The sequence below is a fragment of the Salinirubellus litoreus genome (genome assembly GCF_037335815.1).
Classification (GTDB): Archaea; Halobacteriota; Halobacteria; order Halobacteriales; family Haloarculaceae; genus Salinirubellus; species Salinirubellus litoreus.
Genome location: NZ_CP147841.1, coordinates 3,290,663 through 3,314,218, shown reverse-complemented (window position 1 = coordinate 3,314,218; position 23,556 = coordinate 3,290,663). Strand labels below are relative to the sequence as shown.

Sequence of the window (23,556 nt, the reverse complement as noted above, 5' to 3'; positions counted from 1 at the left end):
GCCGCCACTCCGAGACTCGTGGCTGGCGACTGGTGATGCCGGGGAACGGGCTCGCAGGATCGAGCTCGTGGTCAGTCCGGGGTAGCGTCCGCGACGACCTCGATCTCGACCGCCGCGCCCTTCGGGACGTTCCCGACCTCGACGGCGCTGCGGGCCGGCGGCTCCGACTCGAAGTAGCCCGCGTAGGTCTCGTTCATCTCCTCGAAGTCCTCGATGTCGTCGAGGTAGATCGTGGTCTTGAGGACGTCGCCGAGGCCGAAACCCTCCGCCGCGAGGATGGCCTCGACGTTCTCCAGACACTGCTCGGTCTGGGCCGAGACCGGTTCGCCGTCGAGCAGCTCCCCGTCGGTCGTCAGCGGGAGCTGGCCCGCCGTGAACAGCAGGTCCCCGTTCGTGGTCGCCTGGCTGTACGCCCCGACGGCCGCCGGCGCGTCGTCCGTGTCGACGAGTCGCTTCATCCCGTTCGCGCCACGGACGCCCCGGGCCTAATACGCACCGCTCGTCGGCCCCCTCCTGCGACGGACCTATTCCTGACAGCTAGCTTATCTCTCGTGGCGGCGGAACATGGGACGCGATCAGTCGTCCTCCTCCCGGAGGACGTCGCTCGGCCCTTTCGGTCCCTCGCCGGTCAGCCCCCGGAGACGGGCCGGGAGCCAGGGACGCCCCCCTTCGTGCCGCCGGAAGGTGTCGGTCAGGCCCACGAGCGCGATCAGCGATACGACCGCGAAGGGACCGCCGGTCAGGACGGCGGCGGCCTGGAGCGCCTCGCCACCGCCGACGACCAGCACCGAGACCGCGACGGCCCCCTGGACGACGGCCCAGAAGACGATGCTCCCCGTGCTCGGCGCGGACTCGCGCCGGGTCGCCAGGATGGCGACCACCAGCGTCGACGTGTCGGCCGAGGAGACGATGAAGACGAGGATGAGCGCGAGAAAGAGGAAGACGAGCAGCCGACCGAGGGGGAGCGCGGCCAGGACCGGGAAGCCGGCGACGGCTTCGGACCCACCGGCCGCGTCGATCGCGGCGAGGACGTCCACCGCGTCGGTGTGCTGGACGTGGAGCGACGTCCCGCCGAGCAGGAGGAACCAGGCCATCGTCGCGAGCGAGGTGGCGACGACACCCGTGAGGACGACCGTCCGGACCCGCCGCCCGCGCGAGAGCGCCGCGAGGAACAGCCCGGCGAACGGGGCCCAGGAGAACCACCACGCCCAGTTCCAGACCGTCCACTCGGCGACCCACTCCCCACCCAGGAACAGGCTCATCGGGACGAACTCGACGGCGTAGCGTCCGAGCGCGGCGGTCCCCTGCTCCACGACGAACGACCGCGGACCCACCCCCACGAGCAGGAGTCCGAACAGGACGAACAGCGCGAGGTTGACGCCGGCGATACGTCTGATTCCGCGTTCGACGCCGCTCTCCGCCGAGACGCCGTAGATGACCGTCAGGCCTGCGACGAACAGGATCGGCGCGAGCCCACCCGTCGAGACGTCCCACTGGAAGCCGATGCCGGCGAGGAACTGCCGGCCGACGAACGCGACGGAGGTGGCGACCCCGCCGATGGTGGCGAAGACGGCGAGCACGTCGACGAACCGGCCGGCGTAGCCGTCGAGGCCGTCGACGCCGAGGAACGGCGCGAGCAGCGTCGACACCCGCAGGGGAGCACCCCGCTGGTAGGTGAAGTAGGCGATGGGGAGTCCGATGACGAGGTAGGCGCTCCAGGCGGAGAACCCCCAGTGGAACAGCGCGTAGGTGAGCGCGCCGACCACCGCGGCACCCGATTCGGGGGCGGCGCCGAGGTACGGCGGCGGCGACCGGTAGTGAAAGAGCGCCTCGGCGGGCCCCCAGAAGACGATGCCGGCGGCGATCCCGGCGGTGAACACCATCGCGAAGTAGGTGGGGTAGGTGTAGTTCGGTTCCGCGTCCGGGCCGCCGAGACGCACCTCGCCCCAGGGTCCGACGAGCAGGAACAGGGCGTAGAGCACGGAGAGGGAGATCGCCCCTACGAATAGCGGGCCGAACGCCCCGAGAACGGTGTCCTTCGCGGCGATCACCGCGGCCGTCGTCCGCGTCGGGAGGAGGAGCTGCGCGGCGAAGAAGAGCGCGAACACCGCGACGGGCACGCCGAACGCGACCGGGTCCTGTCGGCGGGCGAACGTCCGGACGCTCGCCCCGAGCGAGAGGTGGCGGATGCGGAGGAGGTAGGGCGCGCCAGCGTCCGGGGCCGTCCCCTCGGAGGCGTCCTCGACCGGCAACAGCGCGAGGTAGGCCAGACCGGACCCGAAGAACAGCAGCGAGACGGCGAGCCACCCCCCGCCGCTCACGACCGAGCCGACGAGCCACGGGAAGAAAAAACCCGAGACGACCAGCGCCCCCGAGAGCGCGCACACCGGGACGAGCACTCGCCGGAGGGACGCCTCCGCGCCCCCCGTCTCGTGCGACATGACACACCACACCACGGGCCGACGGATAGTCCTGTCGTCGCGCTGTGGCTCCCGACGGAGCGGTCCACGGCGACAGTTTATGTGTCCCGTGACCTATCCCCACGACGTGACGAGCGACGCCCCCGAGCCGTCCACGGACGCCGCCCTCAGGGAGCTGTTCGACCACGACGACAGGGTTCCGCTCGTCTACTGGCGGGCGTTCTCGGGAGCCAGGACCGCCGTGCTGCTGGCCGGGGGGGTCGCCGTCCTCGCGTTCGTCACCGGGCTGTCGCACCTCAGCCAGGGGCCCGTCGAGGGTACGGGCCCGCTCGCGCAGTTCGTCCGCCCCGGGGTCCTGAGCGCGGTTCCGATCGTCGGCGTGCTCGTGGCGTTCCTGCTCGCGGTCGCCGCCGCGGGGCTCGGGCGGCGGCTCAGACTCGCCTGGTACGCGACGGTCGCGCTGCTCCCGGTCGTCGCGGCGCTGCCGCTGGTGACCGCCGAGGCGACCGACGCCCTGCTGTTCGTGCTGTCGGTCCTGACGCTCCCGCTGGTGGTCCGGAACCGCGAGCAGTTCGACCGGCCGCTCGACCTCGGTCCCTTCCAGACCGCGGCCATCGTCTCGCTCCTGGCGGTCCAGGTCTACGGCACCGTCGGCGCGTACGTCCTCCGCGAGCAGTACACCGGCATCGAGACCTGGACTGACGCCTTCTACTACATCGTCGTCACCGGGACCACGGTGGGGTACGGCGACGCGACGCCGACCACCCAGCTCTCGAAGCTGTTCACCCTCTCGGTGCTCATCATCGGGACGGCTGCCTTCGGGGCGGCCTTCGGCTCGCTGCTCGTCCCCGCCATAGAGGACCGGATAACGTCCGCATTCGGAGACATGAACGCATCACAGCTCTCGCTCCTCGAGGACCACGTCGTGGTCCTGGGGCACGGCGACCTCACCGAACCGCTCCTGAACGAACTCGGCCCGACGACCGATGTGGTGGTGATCACGCCGGACGCCGAGACCGCCGCGGCGCTCGGGGACCGCGACGTGAACGTCCTGACGGCCGATCCGACCGACCGGGAGTCGCTGCTCGACGCGAACGTCGGCGCGGCGGGCGGGGTGGTCGTCGCCACCGACGACGACGCCCGCGACGTACTGGCGGTCCTCGCGGTCCGACAGATCGCCCCCGACGTCCGGCTGGTCGCCGCGGCGACCGACCAGCGACACGCCGACAAACTGGAGGACGTCGGCGCGGACCGGGTCATCAGCCCGGCGGTCATCGGCGGTCGGCTCCTCGGACGGTCCGTCCTCGGCGACCCCGACCCGCTCCTCGCCGACGAGGACGGGGACCCGACCTCCTCGTAGGTTCTCCTGCCGGCGTGGGACGCGGGATCCACGAGATAGATTCTATCTGTCATTTTGTGTACGAACGAACCCGGCCCCGACGACCCGACCGATGGCGAACGCCCCGGTGTGAAGCCGGCGCGGTCGCCCGGCCGTTCGAAGCGGTGACGGTCACGGGCGGCGATTTTCACCTCCCACGACAGCCCGGACGCACGGTCGACAGCCCGCCCCGGCCGGCGGGGACCTCTCGGCTCCCAAACCTATTTCAATCCGATGTGAGAGCCCTTCACTAGGTGGCGAGAGATGTACGACGACATTCTGCTCCCCTACGACGGGAGCAGGGAGGCACGGAAGGGAGCGGAACACGGGATCGGGCTCGCGGCGTCGCTGGGGGCGACCGTCCACGCGATGTACGTCATCGACCTCCCGGGCGTCCCACGGGCGATGTCGATCCGGGACGACGAGGAGTCGATGCGCGCGGAGTACCGCGAGTACGGCGAGGAGGTCACGGGCGAACTCTGCGGGATGGCGGCCGAGGAGGGCGTCGAGTGCGAACCCGTCATCAAGACGGGAGAGCCCGCCGAGGAGATCGTCGACTACGCCGAGAGCGAGGGGATGGACGCCATCGTCATCGGGAGCGCCTACAGGGGGACGTTCCGGGCGCTGCTCGGTAGCACCGCCGAGAAGGTCGTCCGGACCTCGACGATCCCCGTCGTCACGACGCGGATGGACATGAACGAGTAGGGCGTTCGGCTACTCCCCGGCGAACCGCGTCTCGCGGAGGTAGATGACCAGGCTGGCGCTCAGGAAGCTCAGCCCGGCGACCTGGAGGTCACCTATCGTCATCGCGGCCAGCGCGACCAGTATCAGCGCGACCGCCACGACCGCGAGTGCCGTCGGTACGAGCGCGACCATCGGTCCCACCTGTGGACCCGGAACGCTTAGTTCCCCGTCACCCTCGTCGCCGGTCCCTCGCGTAGGAGTGCTTGAACTCCCAGTGATACCGACACGAGTCACAGGTCGCCCACTCCGGGATGTCGAACCGTTCGGGGTGTCGCTGGCCGTGGAGCATCCGACTCCTGCACACCGGACAGCTGAGATACAGCAGTTCCAGTTCGGTGAACTCCTCGTACCCGAACTCCGCGACGCAGTGCGGACAGTCGATGGTGTCCCCCGCGCTGTGCTGGAGGATCTCGCCCCCGCACTGCGGACACTCGAGCGTCGCGGGCGGCCGCTTCGCCCACCCCTCGTCGCCCTCGTAGGTGGTCGTGGCCGTATCGACCGACGACAGGTCGAACTTGTTCGGGCCGCCGTTCCGCCGTAGTGGAGCGGCGACCCGACCGCCAGCCCGCTTCACCGCCCTGAACAGCGCATTCAGCGGGGCTCTCACGACACCCTCCCCTACGGGTAGCTGTAGCATAAGTGCCCTGCATGGAAACCTCACGCACGCTCCCGGGCCGACCGTGACGCCGCGCACGGTCCGGAGCCCTCCCCGAGGGACCCCGCCGGTCGACAGCTATTCCCGTCCCTCGACCGACGGACGGGCATGGTCGTTCCCGGCGTCGCGGCCGGCCCGGCGCTCCTCGCAGCCGGCACCGCCGACCCGTCCGTGCTCCTCGGCGTTCCGGGCCCGATCCGGGCGGCGGTATCCTTCCTGCTGGTGTCGCTGTTCGGCGCGGTGCTGCTCGCCCGCCGCGGCGCGACCGTCGAACGGGCGGTCGACCGCACCGTCGACGGGTCGCCGATCGGGTTCGTCTACGGGGTGATAGCGTTCGGTCTCGTCGCGTTCGTCGGGGGATACGTCGTCTCACAGGCCGTGCGGGTCGGGCTCGGCGGAGTCGTACTACCGATCGTGACGGTTCTCCTCGGTGGGGCCACGCTGACGCTGGCCGGGCTCGGCTACACCGTCGTCGGCACCTGGCTCACCGGGATCGAGGGGAGTCGACGGCCCTGGCCCGGCGCGGTCGTCGGCGCGGTCCTCAGCGCGCTCCCGTGGCTGGTGCTCCCGCCCCTCCCCGCCGCGGTCGTCTGGATCGCCGTCGCCGCCGTCGGGCTCGGGAACACGACGCGACGGTGGGTCCACGGCGAACGGACGGTCGAGACCGAGGCGGACGTCTGATGGACTGTCGCGGTCGACGGGCTATTCCACCACCCGTCGACGATCGTCGCTGAGGGACTACAGCGTCCTCCTCCTCCTCCTCCTCCTCCTCCTCCTCGAGGCCCACCGTCCCGGGCAAGGCTCTTCTCGTCGCCACACGTTGTGGCAGTATGGCACACCTGCCGCTCCAGACCATCGGGGGTGGGCTGACCGAATCCGTCGCACAGGTCGCCGTCCTCGCGGGGACGCTCGTCCTGGTGCTCATGCTGGTCGCCCTCGGAGCGTTCGCCTACAAGAGCCTCCGGGGGGACGGGATACGGTGGCCCGACGAGGATGCGGGGGCCGAGGACGACGTACACCGCGGCGACGCCGACGACGAGTGGGACTACTACTGATCGACGCGGTGCTGGCCCCGCCGTGACGGCACGCGCTCGTGGCCCGACACGGAAGTCGACCGGGCCCCGGTACGGCCTCTCGGTAACAGCATCCGAGTAACGGCTCCCGAGGGTGCGACGACCATCACCGGCGAGATTCCGGATGAATCCAGCGCCCGATCGGGTCCCGTGTCGTCCGGCGATCGTCCGTATGGGACGCTATCCCGCCAGAACGTGGGACTGCGCTGGTGCCGGAATGGAGGCCGCGACGCGGTCGATACGCCCCGTCCACGAGCACGCCGTCCGATGTGACTCCGGGCTCGTCGTCCGCCGAAAAGAGGATCGGGGTGGTGTGCGATGGTGGGTAGACGGTTTGGCGGGGGTCAGTCGCCGCCGGGCGCGTCCTCGCCCTCGCCGCGTCTGATCGACGTCACCGTCTCCCTGCCGGAGGTAGTCACCTGCGTGTCACCCGCTTCGGTCAGGTCCTGGATGCGCTCGGCGAACTCCTCGCTCTCGAGGATCTCGTACTCGTTGTCGAGGCCGAGATACACCGTGTAGCACATCAGACACAGGATCACCGCGAACGGCAACCCGGTCGTGATGGCGGCGGTCTGGAGCGCGCCGAGGCCGCCGCCCCACAGCAGGATGGCCGCGACGATGCCCTCGGTGACCGCCCAGAAGACGCGCTGGGCCTTCGGCACGTCGTGCTTGCCGCCCGAGGTCAGGTGATCGATGACCAGTGACCCCGAGTCCGACGACGTGACGAAGAACGTGATGACCAGCAGCGTGGCGAGGATGCCGCTCAGCGCGCCGAGCGGGAACTGTTCGAGCATGGCGAACATCGCGACGGTCTGCCCGACCTCGTTGTAGGTGGCCAGCGCCGCGCCGTTGCCGACGATGGAGTTGTGCAGCGCGCTCCCGCCGAAGACGGACAGCCAGAGCGTCGAGAACAGCGACGGGAGGAACAGCACCCCGAGGACGAACTCGCGGACCGTCCGTCCCTTCGAGATGCGCGCGATGAACATCCCGACGAACGGCGACCACGCGATCCACCAGCCCCAGTAGAAGACGGTCCAGCCGGTCACCGTCCCGTTCTCCGCGGGCCCCAGCGTGCCGGTGAAAAAGCCCAGCGACAGGATGTTCCCGAAGTACGTGCCCAGGCCCTCGACCCACGCGCCGAGCACGTAGACCGTCGGCCCGACGATCAGCAGGAACCCGAGCAGCGCGAACATCAGGTAGAGGTTGACCGTGCTGAGACGCTTGACTCCGCCGTCCAGGCCGGCCGCGACCGACAGGGTCGCGATGGCCGTGATACCGCCGATGAGCAGTATCTGTACCAGCGTGGTGTCCGGGACGCTGACCAGCCCCAGGAGGTCCCCCCCGACGTACGAGAGGCCGGTGTTGACCTGTGCGACGCCGAGACCGAGCGAGGTGGCCAGGCCGAACAGCGTCGCGAACACCGTCACCAGGTCGATGATGTGGCCGGGCCAGCCGTAGATCCGTTCGCCCAGCAGCGGCCAGAAGATCGACCGGAACGTCAGCGGCAGTCCTCGGTTGAACGAGAAGAACGCCAGCCCGAGCCCGACGAGTCCGTAGATCGCCCACGGGTGGAACCCCCAGTGGAAGAACGTCTGGGCCATCGCCGCCGAGGCCGCCGCGCCCGTCCCTGCCTCCGCTCCGAAGAAGCTGGGGACGTTCTGGAAGTAGTACAGCGGCTCCGAGACGCTGAAGAACATCAGGCCGATCCCCATGCCGGCGCTGAACAGCATCGCCATCCAAGAGAAGTCGCTGAACTCCTTGTCGGCCTCGACGCCGCCGATCCTGATGTTGCCGTACTTGCCGAACGCGAAGTACAGCAGCGTCACGATGAAGATGTTGACCGCGAGCAGGTAGAACCAGCCGAAGTTCTCCCCGATGAAGTTGAAGAGGAAGGTGTACGCCGCCGACGCCTGATCGCCCAGTCCGATCGTCACCGCGATGAACAGCGCGATGATGGCCAGCGCGACCGGGAAGACGATCGGGTGGACGTCGAACCCGAACCCCTGCCAGTTCGTGTCGCCCGGCTCCCGATCGGACTCCGGGTGGAACAGCTCTACCTGGAGCCCCTCGGACATCTCGCCGGTGGTCTCTTCCCCGTCAGCCATACGCTCCCTCCGCGTCGAACTCGGCCGTGTCGTCGTGTGCTACGCTCATTGTAGTTCGTGTGTCCTCGAATGATCGTCAGACGGATCCTCGATCTCTCATCGCTGTCGCGCCGCCCCCGCCACGCCGGTCGACGCCGTGGAGTACGCTACCGCCGTCACCTGTCATGCCATAGTACCTCACGGATTGCTACGAATGATCCTTAATAAATGTTGGTGTGTGGATGCGGTGTCCTTTATGAACACGCGGGGGACCGGGCCCGACGTCGGATCGCCCGGGAATCCGCTGCCGGCCGGATCTCGGGGCCGTCGTCGTTACCGACAGCCCCGGTGGGGGATCGAGGCCCCCGACCGGCTACGATGATCCCTACGGGGCCCGGTTGACGACCTCGACCTCGTAGCCGTGCTCGGCGATGGAGTCGACGATGTTCGCGGCGTGGCCCGCGCCGGTCGTCTCGACCTGGAAGACGAGGTACGCCTCGCCGACGTCGAGGTCCTCCAGGGCCCGGTCGTGGCGGACGTTCTGGATGTTCGCCCCGTGGTCGGCGATCACTCCCGAGATCTCGGTCATCTTCCCCGGCCGATCGTCGATGCGGACGCGAAGCCGGAGGAGCTGACTGCGGCGGGTCAGCGCGTGGATCAGGACCGCCCTGAGCATCGTCATGTCGAGGTTCCCCCCGCAGAGCAGCGGCATCACCCGCTCGCCCGAGACGTCGAGCGCGTCGCTCCGTATCGCCGCGACCGAGGCCGCGCCCGCCCCCTCGACGACCTGTTTCGCCCGCTCCATCAGCACGAGGACCGCGTCGGCGATCTCGCTGTTCGTGACCGTGACGACCTCGTCGACGTGTTCCTCGATGATCGAGAGCGTGAGCTCCGAGATACCTCCGGTGGCGATGCCGTCGGCGATGGTGTCGACCTCCTCCAGCGTGACGGGGATCCCCTTCGCGAGGCTCTCGGGGACCGTCGCAGCTCCCGCGGCCTGCACGCCGACGATCCGCGTTTCGGGACCCAGTTCGGCGAACGCGGTGGCGATACCCGAGATGAGCCCGCCGCCGCCGATCGGAACGACCACCGTGTCGAGCGAGGGGACGTCCTCCGCCATCTCGACGCCGAGGGTCCCCTGACCCGCCACGATCGCCGGGTCGTCGTACGCGTGGACGAACTCGACGCCCGGATCCGAGACCTCCCCCTTCGCGTAGCGCATCGCCTCCTGGAAGTCCTTGCCGACGAGTTCGACCGTCGCGCCGTAGCCCCGCGTGGCGTCGACCTTCGTCTGCGGGGCGTTCTTCGGCATGACGATGGTCGAGTCGACACCCAGTTTCGTCGCCGCGAGCGCGACCCCCTGGGCGTGGTTGCCGGCGCTGGCCGCGACGACCCGCTCGACGGTCCCCTCCTCCGCTTCGAGACACGTCCGTATCCTGTTGTACGCCCCGCGGGTCTTGAACGAGCCCGTCCACTGGAGCTGTTCGAGCTTCAGGTGGACCTCCTCGGCACCGGTCATCGATTCGAGCGACGTGCTCCGCTCGACGGGCGTGCGCTTGACCACGGTGGGGTCGTCGAGGCGCTCCATTGCGGCCTCGATGTCGGCGAACTCGACGGAGTGGGAGGTGTCCTGACTCATGGTACCGTCTCCCGGGTCAGCGGCGCGCGCCGGCGGGACCCGTGACGCTCCCCCCTGGCCCCGACTACCGGTTAAGTCTCACGGACGGACCGAAATTGGCGGGTCGATCCGGCGAGAGGGCCCGGTACGGGCTCTCCGGCCCGGGGTCGGCGATCGACTCGCTCCCGGGGCGTCGCCCGAACACGAAACGCGTGATGACGGATAGGTCCCGGTGACGCCCTACGGGAGGTCGACCGGGACGTCCGCCTGGATGCCCGCCGCCTTCACGGTGTTGTACAGGAGCATCGTGATGGTCATCGGGCCGACGCCGCCGGGGACCGGGGTGATGACCTCCGCTCTCTCCTTCGCGCTCTCGAACTCGACGTCGCCGACGAGTTCGTACCCCTTCTCGTTGTCCGCGTCGACGCGGTTGACGCCCACGTCGATGACGGTGGCTCCCTCCGCGATCATCGACCCGTCGACGAGTTCGGGGTAGCCCGCGGCCGCGACGACGATGTCCGCCTCACGGGTCTTCGCGCCGAGGTCGTCGGTACGGGAGTGACAGACGGTGGTCGTCGCGTTCCCCCCGGGGGCCTTCTGGATGAGGAGGTTCGCCATCGGCTTGCCCACGATGTCCGACCGCCCGACGACGACCGCTTCCTTCCCCTCCGTGTCGACGTCGGCGGCCTCCAGTAGCTTCTGGATGCCGTGTGGCGTACAGGGCTTGAAGCGGGCGTCGCCCGCCACTAGCCGCCCGACGTTCTCGGGGTGGAACCCGTCGACGTCCTTCTCCGGATCGATGCTCCGGAGCACCGTCCGCTTGTCGACGTGGTCCGGGACGGGCATCTGGACGAGGATGCCGTGGACCTCGGGGTCGTCGTTGAGCGACTCGACCGTCTCGAACAGCTCCTCGGCGGGCGCGTCGGGGTCTATCTCGCGGTGGATGCTCTCGATCCCGAGGTCCTCACAGGCCCGCTGTTTCATCGAGACGTACGTCTCGCTCGCGGGGTCCTCGCTCATCAGGACCGTCGCCAGTCCCGGGGTCACCCCCTCGCCGTCGAGCGTGTCGATACAGCCGCGTAGCTCCTCGCGGATACGGTCGCCGACCGCGTTGCCGTCGAGGACGTTCGTCACGGGTACCGGCCTCCCGTCGGGTCCGCCTCCGCCGTAGCATCCGGGTCCTTGTGGTCCATGGTGGTCTCCTCGCCCGGTCGCGACGCGCCCACGCCGGCGGCGCGTCCGCCGGGCCTCGGGTCGACAATCGGACCGAGCGTTATCAAACCGCCGGGTCCACGCCCCGTCAGTCGGCCCGTCGGTTCCCGGTGGATTCCACAACACGTACCACGGCTGTCAGATGTTGTCCGATCCGGTGCCGTGAAACGCCCAGCGATCATGACGGCCGATACTCGGTCCGTGAGGGCCAAATACGGTGGATTACGCTCCCGTTGTTCGGGTCCTACGCCCGCATTTTATGTACGACCGGCGCGACCCGGAGAAGCGATGTCAGACAACGAGTCGCTCTCCCAGGAAGCCGAACACCCGAACCACCCGAGCGTGGACCAGTCCGACCGCACCTTGCCGCGGAACCTCCGCCAGTCGGGCGATCCGGGGATCGAGATGCTGGTCTCGACCCGCGTTCGCAAGTCGCCGTTCTTCCACAAGTCGTTCAACGAGAACGGTGCCTGGCGCGCGACGGTCTACAACCGGCTCTACCACCCTCGCGGGCTCGTCGAGCCCGAGGACGGCGGCGCGATGAAGGAGTACGAGGCGCTCACCGAGGCCGTCACCATCTGGGACGTCGCCGTCGAGCGCCAGATCCGCGTGAAGGGCCCCGACGCCGAGGCGCTCACCGACTACGTCATCACCCGGGACGCGACGGCCATCGAGCCGATGAAGGGCAAGTACGTCATCCTCTGTAACGAGGACGGCGGCATCCTCAACGACCCGGTCCTCCTGCGGATCGCCGAGGACGAGTTCTGGTTCTCCATCTCGGATTCGACGCTGATGCAGTGGATCCAGGGGGTCAACGTCGGCATGGACTTCGACGTGGAGATCGACGAGATCGACGTCGCCCCGATGCAGATCCAGGGCCCGCTCGCCGAGGACGTCATGGTCGACGTCGTCGGCGAGGAGGTCACGGACATCCCCTACTACGGCCTGATGGACGCCGAGATCGACGGCGTCGACGTGCTCGTGAGTCAGACCGGCTTCTCCGGCGAGGCGGGCTTCGAGGTGTACGTGAAGGAGGCCTCGAAGTACGGCGAGCGCGTCTGGGACCCGGTTCACGAGAGCGTCGTCGACCACGGCGGGATGCAGATCGCCCCCGGCCACCACCGCCGCATCGCCGCGGGCATCATGTCCTGGGGCCAGGACATGGACCACGAGACCTCGCCGTTCCAGGTCAACCTCGGCTACCAGGTGCCCGACGACAAGGAGGGCGACTACATCGGCAAGGAGGAGCTCGAACGCCAGAAGGCGCTCATCGAGGACGGCGAGTACCCGTTCAACCTCAAGCTCGTGGGGCTGAAGATGGCCGGCGAACCCATCCGGGACTACGCGCCGGACTTCTGGATCATCTCCGACCCCGACACGGGCGAGGAGTGTGGCTACATGACCTCCCCGTGGTGGAACCCGGAGCTCGAGACGAACATCGGGATGGGGTTCGTCCCCGCCGAGAAGCTCCAGACGGAGACGGACGCGACGCTCGACGACGAGATCTACGAGGAGGACCTCGGCGTCGAGTTCCAGGTCCACCTCCCCGACGAGTACGCCGAGGAGCCGGGCGAGCCGGTGTACGCGACGGTCGCGGAGGTCCCGTTCAAGGAGTCGGTGAACCCGAGCGCCCGCGAGCAGGCGAAGCTCCACGCCCGGGAGGACGCGGACGAGTGATGGGCCGTCGCCCGCGGACCGGACCAGCCCGGCCGGACGCCCTGCCGGCGGCGACAGGCCCTTACGGGCCGGCTCCCGAGGCTACGAGAAGTGGGCGGCCCCGATCCGACCGCTGACACCAGACAATGGCACTCGAAACACGCTCGACGTCGACGGCGGACGGTGCACAGCGACTGCTCTCGGAGCCGCGGTTCGAACTGATGCCGTTCGACAGCTTCGGGGAACAGATGGGTCACCTGCCGGACGGTGCGAGTATCGCCATCACCACCTCGCCGTCGCTCGGTATCGACGCGACGGTCGAGTGGACCGAGCGAGCGGCCGAGGCGGGCTACGAGATCGTCCCCCACATCGCGGCCCGCTACGTCCGCGACGAGGAGCACCTGGACGAGATCGCCGGGCGCGTCGCCGACGCTGGCGTCACCGACATCTTCGTCCCCGGCGGCGACCGCGAGGAGCCCGCGGGGGAGTTCGAGTCCGCCCACGACCTGCTCGTCGCACTCGACGGTCTCGGCTACGAGTTCGAGGAGGTCGGCATCACCGGCTACCCCGAGGGACACGCCTTCCTCGACGACGAGACGCTCGCCGAAGCGATGGCGAAGAAGGAGCCCCACTCGACGTATATCGTCACGCAGCTCTGTTACGACCCCGAGGCGGTCGTCGAGTGGATCGAGGAGATACGAGCGCGGGGCGTCGAGCTCCCGGTCGAGGTCGGCATCCCGGGCGTGATGAAGTACCAGCGGCTGCTCGGCATCTCGCAGAAGGTCGGCGTGGGCGACTCGATCGACTTCCTCCGGAAGACGAGCGGTATCGTGGGGTTCGTCCGCCAGCTCGTCGGCTCGCGGGGGAAGTACACCCCCGACAAACTCATCGACGGGCTCGCCCCCTACGCCGCCGACCCCGAGTACGACATCCGGGGGCTCCACATCTACACGTTCAACCAGGTGCCGGACACCGAGGACTGGCGGCTCGGCGCTCTGGAGCGGTAGTGCCCACGGTCCGGGCGCTCGGTTCGTTCTTCGCTCGCCGTTCCGTTCCCCCGCTCAGGCGCGCCCCTCGTCGAGGAGCACCTCCTCGACGAGCCGGGCGGAGGCGCGCCTGAGCCGTCCGCTGACCGCCGTCGGGGAGATCCCGAGCAGCGACGCCAGCTCCTCCAGGGACGTCCGGCGGGGCTCGTCGTAGTAGCCGTGGACGAACGCGGCGACGAGCGCCTCGCGCTGCTCGTCGGTCAGCCCGAAGTCGAACCGGTCGTAGGTCTCCTCGGTCTGCTTCAGCGAGAGTATCTCGAGGCGTATCCCCTCCTCCTCGGCGTACTCGCTGAGCGCGTACAGCCCGTCGTGGTCGGTGAGGTGCATCCGGAGGACCCAGCCGTTCGAGTGGCTCCTGGACTCGAGCGTGACCCCCCCGATCTCGGTCATCGCGGGGGTGAGGAGCTTCGCCCGGTCGCTGTACTCGATGCGGTAGGTCCGCCGGCCCTCGCGCTCGACGATGACCGAGTGGTCCGCGACGGTGTGGTCCTCCTCCAGGGTCGCCTCGACCGCCTCGAAGTCCGACGCCTCGAACCAGAAGAAGTAGACGTCGTGCTGGGGGTCGGTCCCCGCGTCCGAGACGACGCCGATGTCGACGTCCGGGAGCGAGCGGATGGTGTGGGTGAGCGCGAGATCGGGGTGTTCCGCGTAGACACGTGCGGAGATCACGTCAGGCTCGACTCCTCGGGGGGCACGGCCGTTCGCTCGCAAGGCGCGGGACTCCCGTCATCGAAGCGTAGATGTACACGTGAGCCACGGAACGCACCTAACGCTTTCGGGGCGTACGGCCCGGCGAACCGGGGGCTGGGGGTCTCGCGTTCGTGACACCCCGTCCGGTTCGGATCGGGGCTCATACCGACGGTTGTAGTGTTTTACCCGGTGGCCGCCTGGACGGGGCGGCGATCACCGGTAAACCGTTACAACCGTCGGTATCACTCCTCGGGGCGCTCGACCACGAGCGTCATCCCGACGAGCGAGCGCATCCCCCGCCTGAGCCGTCCGCCGACCGCCGTCGGGGAGAGGCCGAGGACCTCGGCGAGCTCCTCCAGGGACGTCTCTCGGGGTTCCGCGAAGTAGCCGTGCTCGTACGCGGCCAGGAGCGCCTCGCGCTGTTCGTCGGTTGGCGCGCCGCCGCCGGGGTACTCCGGGTCGGTTCGACCCTGGGATCGGAACTCGATGATCTCGAACTCGAACCCCTCCTCGCGGGCACCCTCCCAGATCTCGTGGAGCGCCTCCCGGTCGGGGACCAGCCACCGTTCGTGCCACCCGCGCCGGCCGCCATCGAGGTCGGAGCTCCGGGCGTCGAGGACGAACCCCTCCTCGTTCGTGACCTTCGGTGCGAGGAGCTTCGCCTCCGCGGAGAACTCGACCCCCCAGAGGTGCTGGTCCTCGAACCCCGACATCGGCTCCGCCGCCCGGACCGTGTGATCCGCATCGAGGACCTCCTCCAGCTCCTCGTACCCTCCGATATCGCCGTCGAACCGCAACAGGTAGACGCTCCCGCCCGGATCGGTGCTGGCCTCGCGGATGACGGTGACGTCGACGTCGGGGAGCGCCGCGAGCGTGTCGGCCAGGGCTCCGTCCCCGTGGGCGAACCGGACCTCGGTGACGATCGCCATGGTAGAGAGTTCGCGAGCGGACGGCTCGTTTGGAGGAGGGATCGGACCCCCTTAGTCTCTCCGTCGTCTCGGGGAGCGGAGGGGATCGGGCGGGCCGGTAGAAGCTCCGCTCTCGCGCCGTGGTCGGGTTCGAACGGTGTGCTCAGCCACCGCCAGTGGCCGACGCCTCGCGGAGCCGCTGGACGACGTCCTCGCGGGTGATGTCACGCCTGTCCTGCGTCGAGAGCCGACCGACGACGAGGTCGAGCAGGTCGAGTTCGCGCAGCATCTCCAGGGCGTCCTCCCGGTCGACGCCGACGTCGCGCTCGACCTCGTAGAGCGTGTTCGACCGCTCGACGGTCTCGATGAGCGTCTCGACCGTGACGTCCTCCGGGAGACCGATGCCGTCCGCGAGCACCACGGGCGAGCCGTCCTCGGCCGTCTCGGCCGCGTGAGCACCGCCGTCCTCGACGTCCCGATCCTCCTCCCCTTCGTCACCGCCCGTGTCGTAGGTGTTCGGCTGGTGGATCCCGTAGTCGATCATGTACCGACGGACCGTCTCGGCCGTGACGTCCATCCCGATCGCGTCGGTCATCTCGGCGAACGTGTCACAGGACTCGTACACCTCCGCCAGCAGTTCGGGATCCCTGAACGGGGGGACCCCCCTGTCGCGGTCCGGCTCCGCCGGAGGCTCCGGCTCATCCGACCCCTCGTCCGGTTCGCCGGGCCGACCGCGGTCCTCCGCTGCCGGTCCACCGTCAGTCGTGGGTTCGTTCCCAGTCGCACCCTCGCCGTCGATCCCGACTCCATCGTCGGTCGGAACCGTCGCCGTGAGCGTGACCGTCAACGTGGCGTCCGACCCGAACGTCACCCCGGTGGGCTCGACGTCGACGCGCCCGTTCGGCGTCGGGACGACCGACTCGGGGGACTCGAACGACAGGCCCAGCCGCCCCGCCTCGTCGACCGACGACCCGTCGAGCGAGAGGTCGCCGTCACCGTCCGCGGCCGCCACCGAGAGCGTCACCTCGACCTCCGCGCTCACCTCGCTCGAAGCTCCCCGACCGTGCCCCTCGACCAGTCCGACCCCCGTCACGCGGCCCTCGTCCTCACACTCGTCGAGGAATGCGGCGAGTTCCCGGAGCGCGTCTCCGATACACATGGTAGCCCTCGACAGGCGTGTCGTGGAATCCCATCATCAACCTACGTGATGAATAGTGGCCGTGTTTATATACTGCGGCCGGGCGGCGGGGCCGCGGGGACCGATCCCGTATCCCGTACAGCCGCCCGACACGACGGTTCCGGGTGGCACGAAACCCTTTAACCGTGATCTCACTCAACCCCAGCGGTAGCCGGTGGCTCGTCGGCGGGATGCCGACGGAACCGGCGAATCCGCGAGGATCCTCGCGACTCGCCGATCGAGCTCACCCGCACAGACGACGAACGGGAAGCGAGAAGCAGGTAGGCGGTCCCTTTCGATCGTCTCACCCGCCACCGTCCGTCCGCCGCTCGGCAGCCAGAACGACGTTCCCGAGGAGCGTGGCGAGCGTCACCGGCCCGACCCCGCCCGGGACCGGCGTGATGGCCGAGGCGACCGCTCGCGCGCTCTCGAAGTCCACGTCGCCGATCACCTCGTACCCACGATCGGTGTCGGCCGGTCGTCGGTTGGCGCTCACGTCGATCACCGTGACGCCCGGCCGGAGCATCGACGCGTCGACGAGTTCGGGGACGCCGCAGGCGGTCACGAGCACGTCCGCGCGTCGGGTCACCGACCCGAGATCGGCGGTTCGGGAGTGACAGACGGTGACCGTCGCGTCGCCCGGTAGCTCCTTCCGGAGCAGGCGGTTCGCCAGCGGCCGTCCGATGACGGGCGAGCGCCCGACGACCACGAGGTCGCACCCCTCGACGGCGACGTCGTAGGCGTCGAGCAGTCGAACGACGGCGGCGGTCGTCGCGGGGACGAACCGGGGGTCGCCCGCGACGAGCCGGCCGAGGTCCTCGTACGCGAGACAGTCGACGTCCTTTCGGGGGTCGATCCGCTCTCGAACCTCCGAGACCTCGACCCCTCCCGGGAGCGGGACCTGCACGAACACCGCGTCGACGTCGGGGTCGGCCGAGAGCCGCTCGACCGCGCCGTAGAGCCGCGATGCGGGCTCGCCGGGGTCGAGGCGGACGTCCCGTGCCTCGATGCCGACCCGCTCGCAGGCGTCGTGCTTCAGCTCGACGAACCGCCGATCGGCCGGATCGGCGCTCATCAGCACGGTTCCAAGCGTCGGGACGACATCGCGCGAGCCGAGCGTCTCGACCCGTTCGCGGACCTCCTCGCGGATCCCGGCGGCCACGGGCTCGCCGAGCAGCCGTTCGGTCGACACGCCGGGCGCTCGGGGCGGTGTACTTGTAACTCTCCCGCCTGACCCCTGCCCCCGAAACTCGCCGTAGGCCGTGACGCCGGCGTCCTCGTAGACCGCCGATTCGAGGTCGATCCGGTCGGCCTGCGTCTCACAGCCCGACGTGCCGTCATCGACGTAGAAGTGGACGCGGTCGGTGACTCGACGTCGGGGGATTCGATCCCCGTCGTCGCGCCGCTCGGCTACGGTGTCTTCTCCCGTTTCTCCCGGTAGACCGGCCGCAGGTCGGTGGCGTCCTTGCCGAACCCCAGCCAGACGCTGAGGGCGGACGCGGCGAACACGAGGTAGATCGGGAAGACCAGCAGCAGGACGAACCCGACGAGCAGGGGCGTAAGGACGGCGGTCCAGTAGAGGAGACCGACCGCCGCGAGGCCGGCGACGGCGGCCGCTCCCATACCCAGCCTGAACGCGCTCTGTGCGCCCGGGCCCGGCGTGACCTTCAGATCGCTCATTCGTCCGGATCGAGGGGCCGCCCGAGCATAACGGTATCACTCCGTACCGCCCGTGAGCCCGCCCGACGGACCCTCCGCGCCTGGGTGGCCGATACCCGTTCGAGGACACCCGCGGCCGCTCGGTCGCCGGCAGCGTTATCACCTCTCGAACCCTGGTAGGGTCGCCGATACGAGTCCCGCGGGGGCAGACCGGCGGCGCGGCCGGGGTCAGGACCGACACGGTCCGATGGCCGACACGGCCGTCCCACCGCGGTGGTCACATCGGTCGAACGTCGACCGGATCGTCCACCGCCGAGGGGCGGTACGGCGGCCCCCCGGCCGTGCCAGGGGTGTCAGCCGAGACGGTGCTAACCCGCCGTCGAGGATCACCACCCCACCGGACCCGAACCGTAACGGCCGCACGTCGGCTCCGAACGATACGTCCTCGGATCCACGCGGATCCCGATCGAGTTCCCCTCGGTTCACGAGGCTCTCGGTCTTCGACGTGATGGAGTACGTGTGCGGTTCACCCGTACGCCCGGCCTCCTGGGGCCGGCAGAAGGGCCAACTACCGGACGACGCGAACGAATGCAGTGTCGTGGCGTTCGGGAACCCGACGCCGCACGGACGTGCGGCTAGGAACGGCCGCGAGGGTCGTGGACACACGACGTCCGGACCGGACCCTATCCGCGCGACGGTGCTCGGCGCTTACCGGTCAACCGAACCGGAATCGACTCCTACTTCAGTCGCGCGAACGTACTGCGAGCCGTGACAGCCTGCGAACCGACAGAGGGGGATGAGGGAACGTCTATCACCAGCTCCGCGTACCGGATCACCGTCGACGAGGGACGTGACTCGTTCTTCGCGCTCTGTATCGAGGACCCGAGTCGGGAGACCGCGTGGCTGATGTCCGACACCGTCCGTTCGCTCGAAGAACTCCGCTGACGGACCTCGCCGAGCAGCCCCCGTGACCCCGTCCTGACGCCCGGAAGTACGCTCCGAGCCGACGGTGGTTGGCTGACGAGCGCCGACTGGACCGGGGCGGGAACGAACGCTTACTCCACGGACGACGGCCTCCGTCACGGTGGCCGTGTCGACCGACGATATTCGAAACAGGAGGATGGCTCACGGACGCCGGAGCCCGGGGTCCGATCGGATAGGTGGCCGACGAGGGCGTTGCCGGTCCCCCCCGAGCGTCCGGTCCCGGTCGAAGCGACCGTCTCGCGCGTTACGGAGACGGCCCGGGAGCGTTCCGGTCCGACTGCTCGGGGTTCGCAGGATCCGACGTGCAGTTCCGTCCCGATCCGAGCGGGAGGCGGCGCGTGATTGCGCGCGGGCCGGTAGTCGTACGGGAGGGACGGAGCGTCCGATCGGGCGCTCCGCTCTCGTCGGCTCAGTCGTCGCTCGTCGACCCGGCAGACACCCGGATGCTCGACGAGGGCTTGGGGTCGATGTCCTTCCGCCGGGCGTCGAGTTCGGAGAACCCGTACACGAGCCCGATCAGCACCAGCACGCCGACCGGGAGCAGGACGAGCGGCGTGATGTTCGTGACGCCGTAGACGAGGTACAGCACCGCCGTCGCGATGAGGACGGTGAACGCGTAGTACATCTGCGTGCGCACGTGATCGATGTGGTCCGACCCCGCGAACGTCGATGCGAGGACGGTCGTGTCCGAGATGGGCGAGCAGTTGTCGCCGAAGATGGCACCGCTGAACATCGCCCCGACCGCCACGGGGAGCAGCGACCCGCCCGCGCCGATCGACCACGCCAGCGGGATAACGATGGGGGTCATAATCGACATCGTCCCCCAGGAGGTCCCGATGGCGAACGAGATGAACGCGCTCGTGACGAAGATGACCACCGGGACCATCATCGGCGAGACGACGCCCTCCGCGATCTGCGTCACGTACTGTCCCGTCCCGAGCGCGGTCGCGACGGCACCGATCGACCACGCCAGCACGAGGATGCTGATCGCCGGCAGCATCGTACCGAAGCCGTCGAGGACGGTGTCCATCGCCTCGTCGATGGTGATGATGTCGTCGAGCATCCCGAGCGCGATCGCCGTCAGGACCATCGCGAACGACCCCCACATGAGGGCGTCGATGACGCCCGTGTTGTTGACCATCTCGACGAACGTCCGGTCCGGGGCGTACCCCATCCAGATCGCGCTGCCGACGACGGTGGCGACGAGGACGGCGACGGGCGCGAAGAACATCCGGAGCGGCGCGTCGTCGGTCAGCGGCTCGCCGAGTTCGTCGTTGATGCTCTGGAGCGGGCGCGCGTCCTCGCGGATGACGTTGCCCGTCCGCGCCGCGCGGTTCTCGGCGGTGAGCATCTCGCCGAAGTCGCGCTGGGTGTACGCGATGATGCCGACCATCGCGATCGCCAGCAGCGAGTACATGTTGAACGGGATCGACTGGATGAACGTCGCGGCCGCCGACGGCACCTGGTCGGCGATGCCGAGCTGCTCGTACTGGTTGGCGATGAGCCCGATCTCGAACGCCACCCACGAGGAGAGACCGATCGTCGCGACCGGGGCCGCCGTCGAGTCGAGGAGGTACGCCAGCTTCTCCCGGGACATGTTCAGTTCGTCGGTGAGACTCCGCATCGAACTCCCGACGATGGCGTTGTTCGCGTAGTCGTCGAAGTTCCAGACCAGCCCCAGTAACCAGGTCGTCACGCCGACCTTGCGGTGTGAGTCGACCTTCTTCGTCGCCCACTCGGTGAGCGCGATCGCGCCACCCAGCCGCCAGATGAGCGCGATCCCCGCCCCGATCAGCATCGTGAACACGATGATCTTCGCGTTGAACGTGCTGTTCCCGATCGATTCGACGATCCAGGTGAAGACCTGCGCGATACCGATGTTCCCTGCGAATATGAGGCCCCCCGACCAGACGCCGAGGAACAGTGACAGCATCGCCCTCCGGGTGACTATCGCCAGGACGATGGCCAGCAGCGGCGGTACCAGCGACAAAGCGCCGAATTCGGTTGCCATTCGTGGGCGGTTGCCTCGCAGAGACGCAAGTAGCTTTCCCTTGCACACCGTCGGCCGGGATCACGCCTCGCGGGAGTCTCCGAGGTACTGGCGGAGGCAAGCCCGTTTCGAGGGGTCTTCGAGTCAGTCCTCGAACCGCGCCGGTGAGAACGCATCCATGCTCGTTTCGAGCGGTTCGCCGCGGACGAGCCGTGCGACCTGCTTCCCCGAGTACGGGCCCATCTGGAGCCCCGTCGGGCCGTGACCCGTCGCGAGGTACGCGCCCTCGACGCCCGGGACGGGACCACAGACGGGGAGGCCGTCGGCGCTGCCCGGCCGCAGTCCGACGCGTATCTCCTCGATGGCGGCGTCGGCCAGCCCCGGGAGTACGTCGAGCGTGTCCGAAAGCACCTCGTGAACCCCTTCGACGGTCGAGTGGGGGACGTACCCCGACCCCTCCTCGTAGGTCGCGCCCACCGCGATCCGCCCCGCCTCCCAGGGGACCGTGTAGAGCGAGCGGGTCCCGGTGACGATGGGCCACCCGTCCGTCCCGTGGTCGGTTTCGAGGTGGAGTATCTGCCCGCGCATCGGCTCGACCGGCACCTCGTAGTCGAGGTCCCCGGCGAACTCCGGTGACCAAGCCCCGCCGGCCACGACGACCGCGTCGGCGTCGAATCGCTCGCCGTCGGCGACGACCCCCTCCACGGTACCCGATTCGACGCGGATACCCGTGACGTCGGCCTCCCGGACCGTCAGTCCGGCCCGCTCGGCCGCCTCCCGCAGGGCGGCGTTGAACGTCCGCCCGTCGACGCGGCCGCCGTTCGGGTTCCAGAGCGCCCGCGTCACCTCGCCGACGATCGGGCTCCGCTCCCGGGCTTCCGCCGGGGCGAGTTCGTCGATCCTCGCCGGTGCGCCGAGCCGTTCCTGTCTGTCGCGGATGCGGGAGAGGGCCTCGTCGAAGATCCGGGCCTCCGCTTCGTCCACGGCGATCCGGAGGAGCCCGGGGACGGCGTAGCCCGTCTCCTCGACGCCCGCGTCGAGCAGGGCCGCGTTCAGTTCGTCGTAGTAGTCCACGGCGTCGACGGCGAACCGGAACCACGGCTCGGAGTCCGCGTTCGAACTCGTCGCGGGCGAGAGGATGCCCGCGCCGGCGTCGGTGGCCCGCCCCTCGTCCGCCCGATCGAACAGCGTGACGTCGACGCCCGCCCACGCGAGGTGGTAGGCGGTGGCGCTCCCGACGATCCCACCGCCGACGACGATGGCTTCCATGCCTCCGGGAGCGGCCGGGGCGGATTTACGTCTGTGGGTCGGCGCGACGGGTAGTTTCGAGCCGGGGCGCCGGTTCGGACGTCCGCTTTCGAGGGATCCCCCGGTGCCGACGGCGTTCGAACAGCTACAAGACGTCCCCCTCCGAGCCCCGGGTATGCCAGCAGCAGTCGTCACGGGCTCCTCACGGGGGATCGGCCGGGCCATCGCGCTCCGGTTCGCCGAGGACGGGTACGACGTCGCGGTCAACTACCACACGAGCGAGGAGGCGGCCGAGCGGGTCGCGAGCGAGGTGCGGGAACGGGGCCGCGAGGCCGTCGTCGTCGGGGCCGACGTCTCCGAACCCGCGGAGGCGACGGATCTGGTCGAAACGGCCGCTGACGCCTTCGGCGGGATCGACCACCTCGTCAACAACGCGGGTATCGACCAGCACGTCTACACCGAGGAGCTCGACCCCGCCGACTTCGACCGGGTGATGGACGTCAACGTCAACTCGGCGTTCAGCACGACGAAGGCCGCACTCGCCCACCTCCGCGACTCGGAAGACGACCCCTCGGTGACGAACGTCTCCTCGATCCTCGCACACACCGGCGCACCCATCGAGTGCCACTACGCCTCCTCGAAGGGGGCGCTCGTCTCGCTCACCCGGAGTCACGCCCGGGACTTCGCGCCCGGGATCCGGGTGAACTGCGTCGCCCCGGGCCACGTCGAGACCGACATGACCGCAGACCGCACGCCCGAGGAGATGCGCGAGGAGATGGCCGCCATCCCCGTCGAGCGATTCGGACGACCCGGGGACATCGCCGACGCGGTCGCCTACCTGCGCGATGCCGGCTTCGTCACGGGCGAGACGCTGAACGTCAACGGCGGCGAGGAGATGCGGTAGGGCCCGAAGCGTGAAACTCGGACTCCGATCTCCCGGCTTCCGATCCTCACGAGCGCCCGTCCATCACGCCGAGAGAGCGAGCGACGGATCGGTCGAGACGCACCATTTAC

22 protein-coding genes are annotated in these 23,556 nt (G+C 69.2%); 8 read left to right on the top strand and 14 right to left on the bottom strand.

Going from position 1 to position 23,556, the window contains the following annotated elements:
• Positions 1 to 71: 71 nt before the first annotated feature.
• Positions 72 to 458, bottom strand: coding sequence for a Rid family detoxifying hydrolase (locus tag WDJ58_RS16495; protein ID WP_338914382.1), 387 nt, complete (start codon positions 456 to 458; stop codon positions 72 to 74).
• Between the two features lie 117 nt (positions 459 to 575).
• Complete coding sequence (locus WDJ58_RS16490; protein ID WP_338914381.1) at positions 576 to 2,441, bottom strand: BCCT family transporter; 1,866 nt, start codon at positions 2,439 to 2,441, stop codon at positions 576 to 578.
• 106 nt (positions 2,442 to 2,547) lie between these two features.
• On the opposite strand from WDJ58_RS16490, the gene WDJ58_RS16485 reads away from it, so the two are divergent.
• Both WDJ58_RS16485 and WDJ58_RS16480 read left to right on the top strand, forming a co-directional pair.
• A complete protein-coding gene (locus WDJ58_RS16485; RefSeq protein ID WP_338914380.1) occupies positions 2,548 to 3,780 on the top strand; it encodes an NAD-binding protein in 1,233 nt (410 codons plus the stop codon).
• A gap of 282 nt (positions 3,781 to 4,062) precedes the next feature.
• Entirely contained in the window at positions 4,063 to 4,503 is a 441-nt protein-coding gene (locus WDJ58_RS16480; protein ID WP_338914379.1) for a universal stress protein, read from the top strand.
• A gap of 9 nt (positions 4,504 to 4,512) precedes the next feature.
• Here WDJ58_RS16480 and WDJ58_RS16475 read toward each other — a convergent pair whose 3' ends face one another.
• Complete coding sequence (locus WDJ58_RS16475; RefSeq protein WP_338914378.1) at positions 4,513 to 4,674, bottom strand: hypothetical protein; 162 nt, start codon at positions 4,672 to 4,674, stop codon at positions 4,513 to 4,515.
• 37 nt (positions 4,675 to 4,711) lie between these two features.
• A complete protein-coding gene (locus WDJ58_RS16470; protein WP_338914377.1) occupies positions 4,712 to 5,149 on the bottom strand; it encodes a hypothetical protein in 438 nt (145 codons plus the stop codon).
• Positions 5,150 to 5,305: 156 nt separating this feature from the next.
• On the opposite strand from WDJ58_RS16470, the gene WDJ58_RS16465 reads away from it, so the two are divergent.
• Positions 5,306 to 5,878, top strand: a complete 573-nt coding sequence (locus tag WDJ58_RS16465; RefSeq protein WP_338914376.1) for a hypothetical protein — start codon at positions 5,306 to 5,308, stop codon at positions 5,876 to 5,878.
• A gap of 149 nt (positions 5,879 to 6,027) precedes the next feature.
• Positions 6,028 to 6,252 carry a hypothetical protein gene (locus tag WDJ58_RS16460; protein WP_338914375.1) on the top strand — a complete coding sequence of 75 codons (225 nt, stop codon included), beginning with the start codon at positions 6,028 to 6,030 and terminating at the stop codon, positions 6,250 to 6,252.
• A gap of 362 nt (positions 6,253 to 6,614) precedes the next feature.
• On the opposite strand, the gene WDJ58_RS16455 is transcribed toward WDJ58_RS16460, so the two are convergent.
• The 3 genes from WDJ58_RS16455 to folD form a co-directional block, all read right to left on the bottom strand.
• Entirely contained in the window at positions 6,615 to 8,375 is a 1,761-nt protein-coding gene (locus WDJ58_RS16455) for a BCCT family transporter (protein ID WP_338914374.1), read from the bottom strand.
• 364 nt (positions 8,376 to 8,739) lie between these two features.
• Entirely contained in the window at positions 8,740 to 9,993 is a 1,254-nt protein-coding gene (gene ilvA / locus WDJ58_RS16450; RefSeq protein ID WP_338914373.1) for a threonine ammonia-lyase, read from the bottom strand.
• A gap of 219 nt (positions 9,994 to 10,212) precedes the next feature.
• The gene (gene folD / locus WDJ58_RS16445) at positions 10,213 to 11,106 is read right to left on the bottom strand and encodes a bifunctional methylenetetrahydrofolate dehydrogenase/methenyltetrahydrofolate cyclohydrolase FolD (RefSeq protein ID WP_338914372.1); all 894 of its coding nucleotides are present in this window, start codon (positions 11,104 to 11,106) and stop codon (positions 10,213 to 10,215) included.
• 366 nt (positions 11,107 to 11,472) lie between these two features.
• Between folD and WDJ58_RS16440 the strand changes: the two genes are divergently transcribed.
• Positions 11,473 to 12,861, top strand: a complete 1,389-nt coding sequence (locus WDJ58_RS16440; protein ID WP_338914371.1) for an aminomethyl transferase family protein — start codon at positions 11,473 to 11,475, stop codon at positions 12,859 to 12,861.
• Between the two features lie 125 nt (positions 12,862 to 12,986).
• Positions 12,987 to 13,847 carry a methylenetetrahydrofolate reductase gene (locus tag WDJ58_RS16435; RefSeq protein WP_338914370.1) on the top strand — a complete coding sequence of 287 codons (861 nt, stop codon included), beginning with the start codon at positions 12,987 to 12,989 and terminating at the stop codon, positions 13,845 to 13,847.
• A 54-nt stretch (positions 13,848 to 13,901) separates the two neighbouring features.
• On the opposite strand, the gene WDJ58_RS16430 is transcribed toward WDJ58_RS16435, so the two are convergent.
• The 5 genes from WDJ58_RS16430 to WDJ58_RS16410 all read right to left on the bottom strand — a co-directional run bounded on the left by WDJ58_RS16430 (position 13,902) and on the right by WDJ58_RS16410 (position 18,341).
• On the bottom strand, positions 13,902 to 14,555 hold the full coding sequence (locus WDJ58_RS16430; protein WP_338914369.1) for a helix-turn-helix domain-containing protein: 654 nt from the start codon (positions 14,553 to 14,555) through the stop codon (positions 13,902 to 13,904).
• A gap of 263 nt (positions 14,556 to 14,818) precedes the next feature.
• Positions 14,819 to 15,505: a helix-turn-helix domain-containing protein gene (locus WDJ58_RS16425; protein ID WP_338914368.1), complete on the bottom strand. Its 687-nt coding sequence runs from the start codon at positions 15,503 to 15,505 to the stop codon at positions 14,819 to 14,821.
• Between the two features lie 142 nt (positions 15,506 to 15,647).
• On the bottom strand, positions 15,648 to 16,643 hold the full coding sequence (locus WDJ58_RS16420; RefSeq protein WP_338914366.1) for a hypothetical protein: 996 nt from the start codon (positions 16,641 to 16,643) through the stop codon (positions 15,648 to 15,650).
• Positions 16,644 to 16,965: 322 nt separating this feature from the next.
• Positions 16,966 to 17,853 carry a bifunctional 5,10-methylenetetrahydrofolate dehydrogenase/5,10-methenyltetrahydrofolate cyclohydrolase gene (locus WDJ58_RS16415; RefSeq protein ID WP_338914365.1) on the bottom strand — a complete coding sequence of 296 codons (888 nt, stop codon included), beginning with the start codon at positions 17,851 to 17,853 and terminating at the stop codon, positions 16,966 to 16,968.
• A 218-nt stretch (positions 17,854 to 18,071) separates the two neighbouring features.
• A complete protein-coding gene (locus tag WDJ58_RS16410; protein ID WP_338914364.1) occupies positions 18,072 to 18,341 on the bottom strand; it encodes a hypothetical protein in 270 nt (89 codons plus the stop codon).
• A 747-nt stretch (positions 18,342 to 19,088) separates the two neighbouring features.
• Here WDJ58_RS16410 and WDJ58_RS16405 point away from each other — a divergent pair.
• Positions 19,089 to 19,265, top strand: a complete 177-nt coding sequence (locus tag WDJ58_RS16405; RefSeq protein WP_338914363.1) for a hypothetical protein — start codon at positions 19,089 to 19,091, stop codon at positions 19,263 to 19,265.
• A 448-nt stretch (positions 19,266 to 19,713) separates the two neighbouring features.
• Here WDJ58_RS16405 and WDJ58_RS16400 read toward each other — a convergent pair whose 3' ends face one another.
• Both WDJ58_RS16400 and WDJ58_RS16395 read right to left on the bottom strand, forming a co-directional pair.
• Entirely contained in the window at positions 19,714 to 21,315 is a 1,602-nt protein-coding gene (locus WDJ58_RS16400; protein WP_338914362.1) for a Na+/H+ antiporter NhaC family protein, read from the bottom strand.
• Between the two features lie 123 nt (positions 21,316 to 21,438).
• On the bottom strand, positions 21,439 to 22,563 hold the full coding sequence (locus WDJ58_RS16395) for an NAD(P)/FAD-dependent oxidoreductase (RefSeq protein WP_338914361.1): 1,125 nt from the start codon (positions 22,561 to 22,563) through the stop codon (positions 21,439 to 21,441).
• Positions 22,564 to 22,717: 154 nt separating this feature from the next.
• On the opposite strand from WDJ58_RS16395, the gene WDJ58_RS16390 reads away from it, so the two are divergent.
• Positions 22,718 to 23,446 (top strand): SDR family NAD(P)-dependent oxidoreductase, encoded by a 729-nt coding sequence (locus tag WDJ58_RS16390; RefSeq protein WP_338914360.1) that lies wholly within the window; start codon positions 22,718 to 22,720, stop codon positions 23,444 to 23,446.
• Positions 23,447 to 23,556: the final 110 nt, after the last annotated feature.

Bases quoted from the DNA above. Each gene is read 5' to 3' on its own strand.
- WDJ58_RS16490 (WP_338914381.1), bottom strand. From the start codon at position 2,441: ATGTCGCACGAGACGGGGGGCGCGGAGGCGTCCCTCCGGCGAGTGCTC.
- WDJ58_RS16410 (WP_338914364.1), bottom strand. From the start codon at position 18,341: ATGAGCGATCTGAAGGTCACGCCGGGCCCGGGCGCACAGAGCGCGTTC.
- WDJ58_RS16400 (WP_338914362.1), bottom strand. From the start codon at position 21,315: ATGGCAACCGAATTCGGCGCTTTGTCGCTGGTACCGCCGCTGCTGGCC.
- WDJ58_RS16460 (WP_338914375.1), top strand. From the start codon at position 6,028: ATGGCACACCTGCCGCTCCAGACCATCGGGGGTGGGCTGACCGAATCC.
- WDJ58_RS16495 (WP_338914382.1), bottom strand. From the start codon at position 458: ATGAAGCGACTCGTCGACACGGACGACGCGCCGGCGGCCGTCGGGGCG.
- WDJ58_RS16395 (WP_338914361.1), bottom strand. From the start codon at position 22,563: ATGGAAGCCATCGTCGTCGGCGGTGGGATCGTCGGGAGCGCCACCGCC.
- WDJ58_RS16475 (WP_338914378.1), bottom strand. From the start codon at position 4,674: ATGGTCGCGCTCGTACCGACGGCACTCGCGGTCGTGGCGGTCGCGCTG.
- WDJ58_RS16425 (WP_338914368.1), bottom strand. From the start codon at position 15,505: ATGGCGATCGTCACCGAGGTCCGGTTCGCCCACGGGGACGGAGCCCTG.
- WDJ58_RS16435 (WP_338914370.1), top strand. From the start codon at position 12,987: ATGGCACTCGAAACACGCTCGACGTCGACGGCGGACGGTGCACAGCGA.
- WDJ58_RS16440 (WP_338914371.1), top strand. From the start codon at position 11,473: ATGTCAGACAACGAGTCGCTCTCCCAGGAAGCCGAACACCCGAACCAC.
- WDJ58_RS16390 (WP_338914360.1), top strand. From the start codon at position 22,718: ATGCCAGCAGCAGTCGTCACGGGCTCCTCACGGGGGATCGGCCGGGCC.
- WDJ58_RS16455 (WP_338914374.1), bottom strand. From the start codon at position 8,375: ATGGCTGACGGGGAAGAGACCACCGGCGAGATGTCCGAGGGGCTCCAG.
- ilvA (WP_338914373.1), bottom strand. From the start codon at position 9,993: ATGAGTCAGGACACCTCCCACTCCGTCGAGTTCGCCGACATCGAGGCC.
- WDJ58_RS16420 (WP_338914366.1), bottom strand. From the start codon at position 16,643: ATGTGTATCGGAGACGCGCTCCGGGAACTCGCCGCATTCCTCGACGAG.
- WDJ58_RS16480 (WP_338914379.1), top strand. From the start codon at position 4,063: ATGTACGACGACATTCTGCTCCCCTACGACGGGAGCAGGGAGGCACGG.
- WDJ58_RS16465 (WP_338914376.1), top strand. From the start codon at position 5,306: ATGGTCGTTCCCGGCGTCGCGGCCGGCCCGGCGCTCCTCGCAGCCGGC.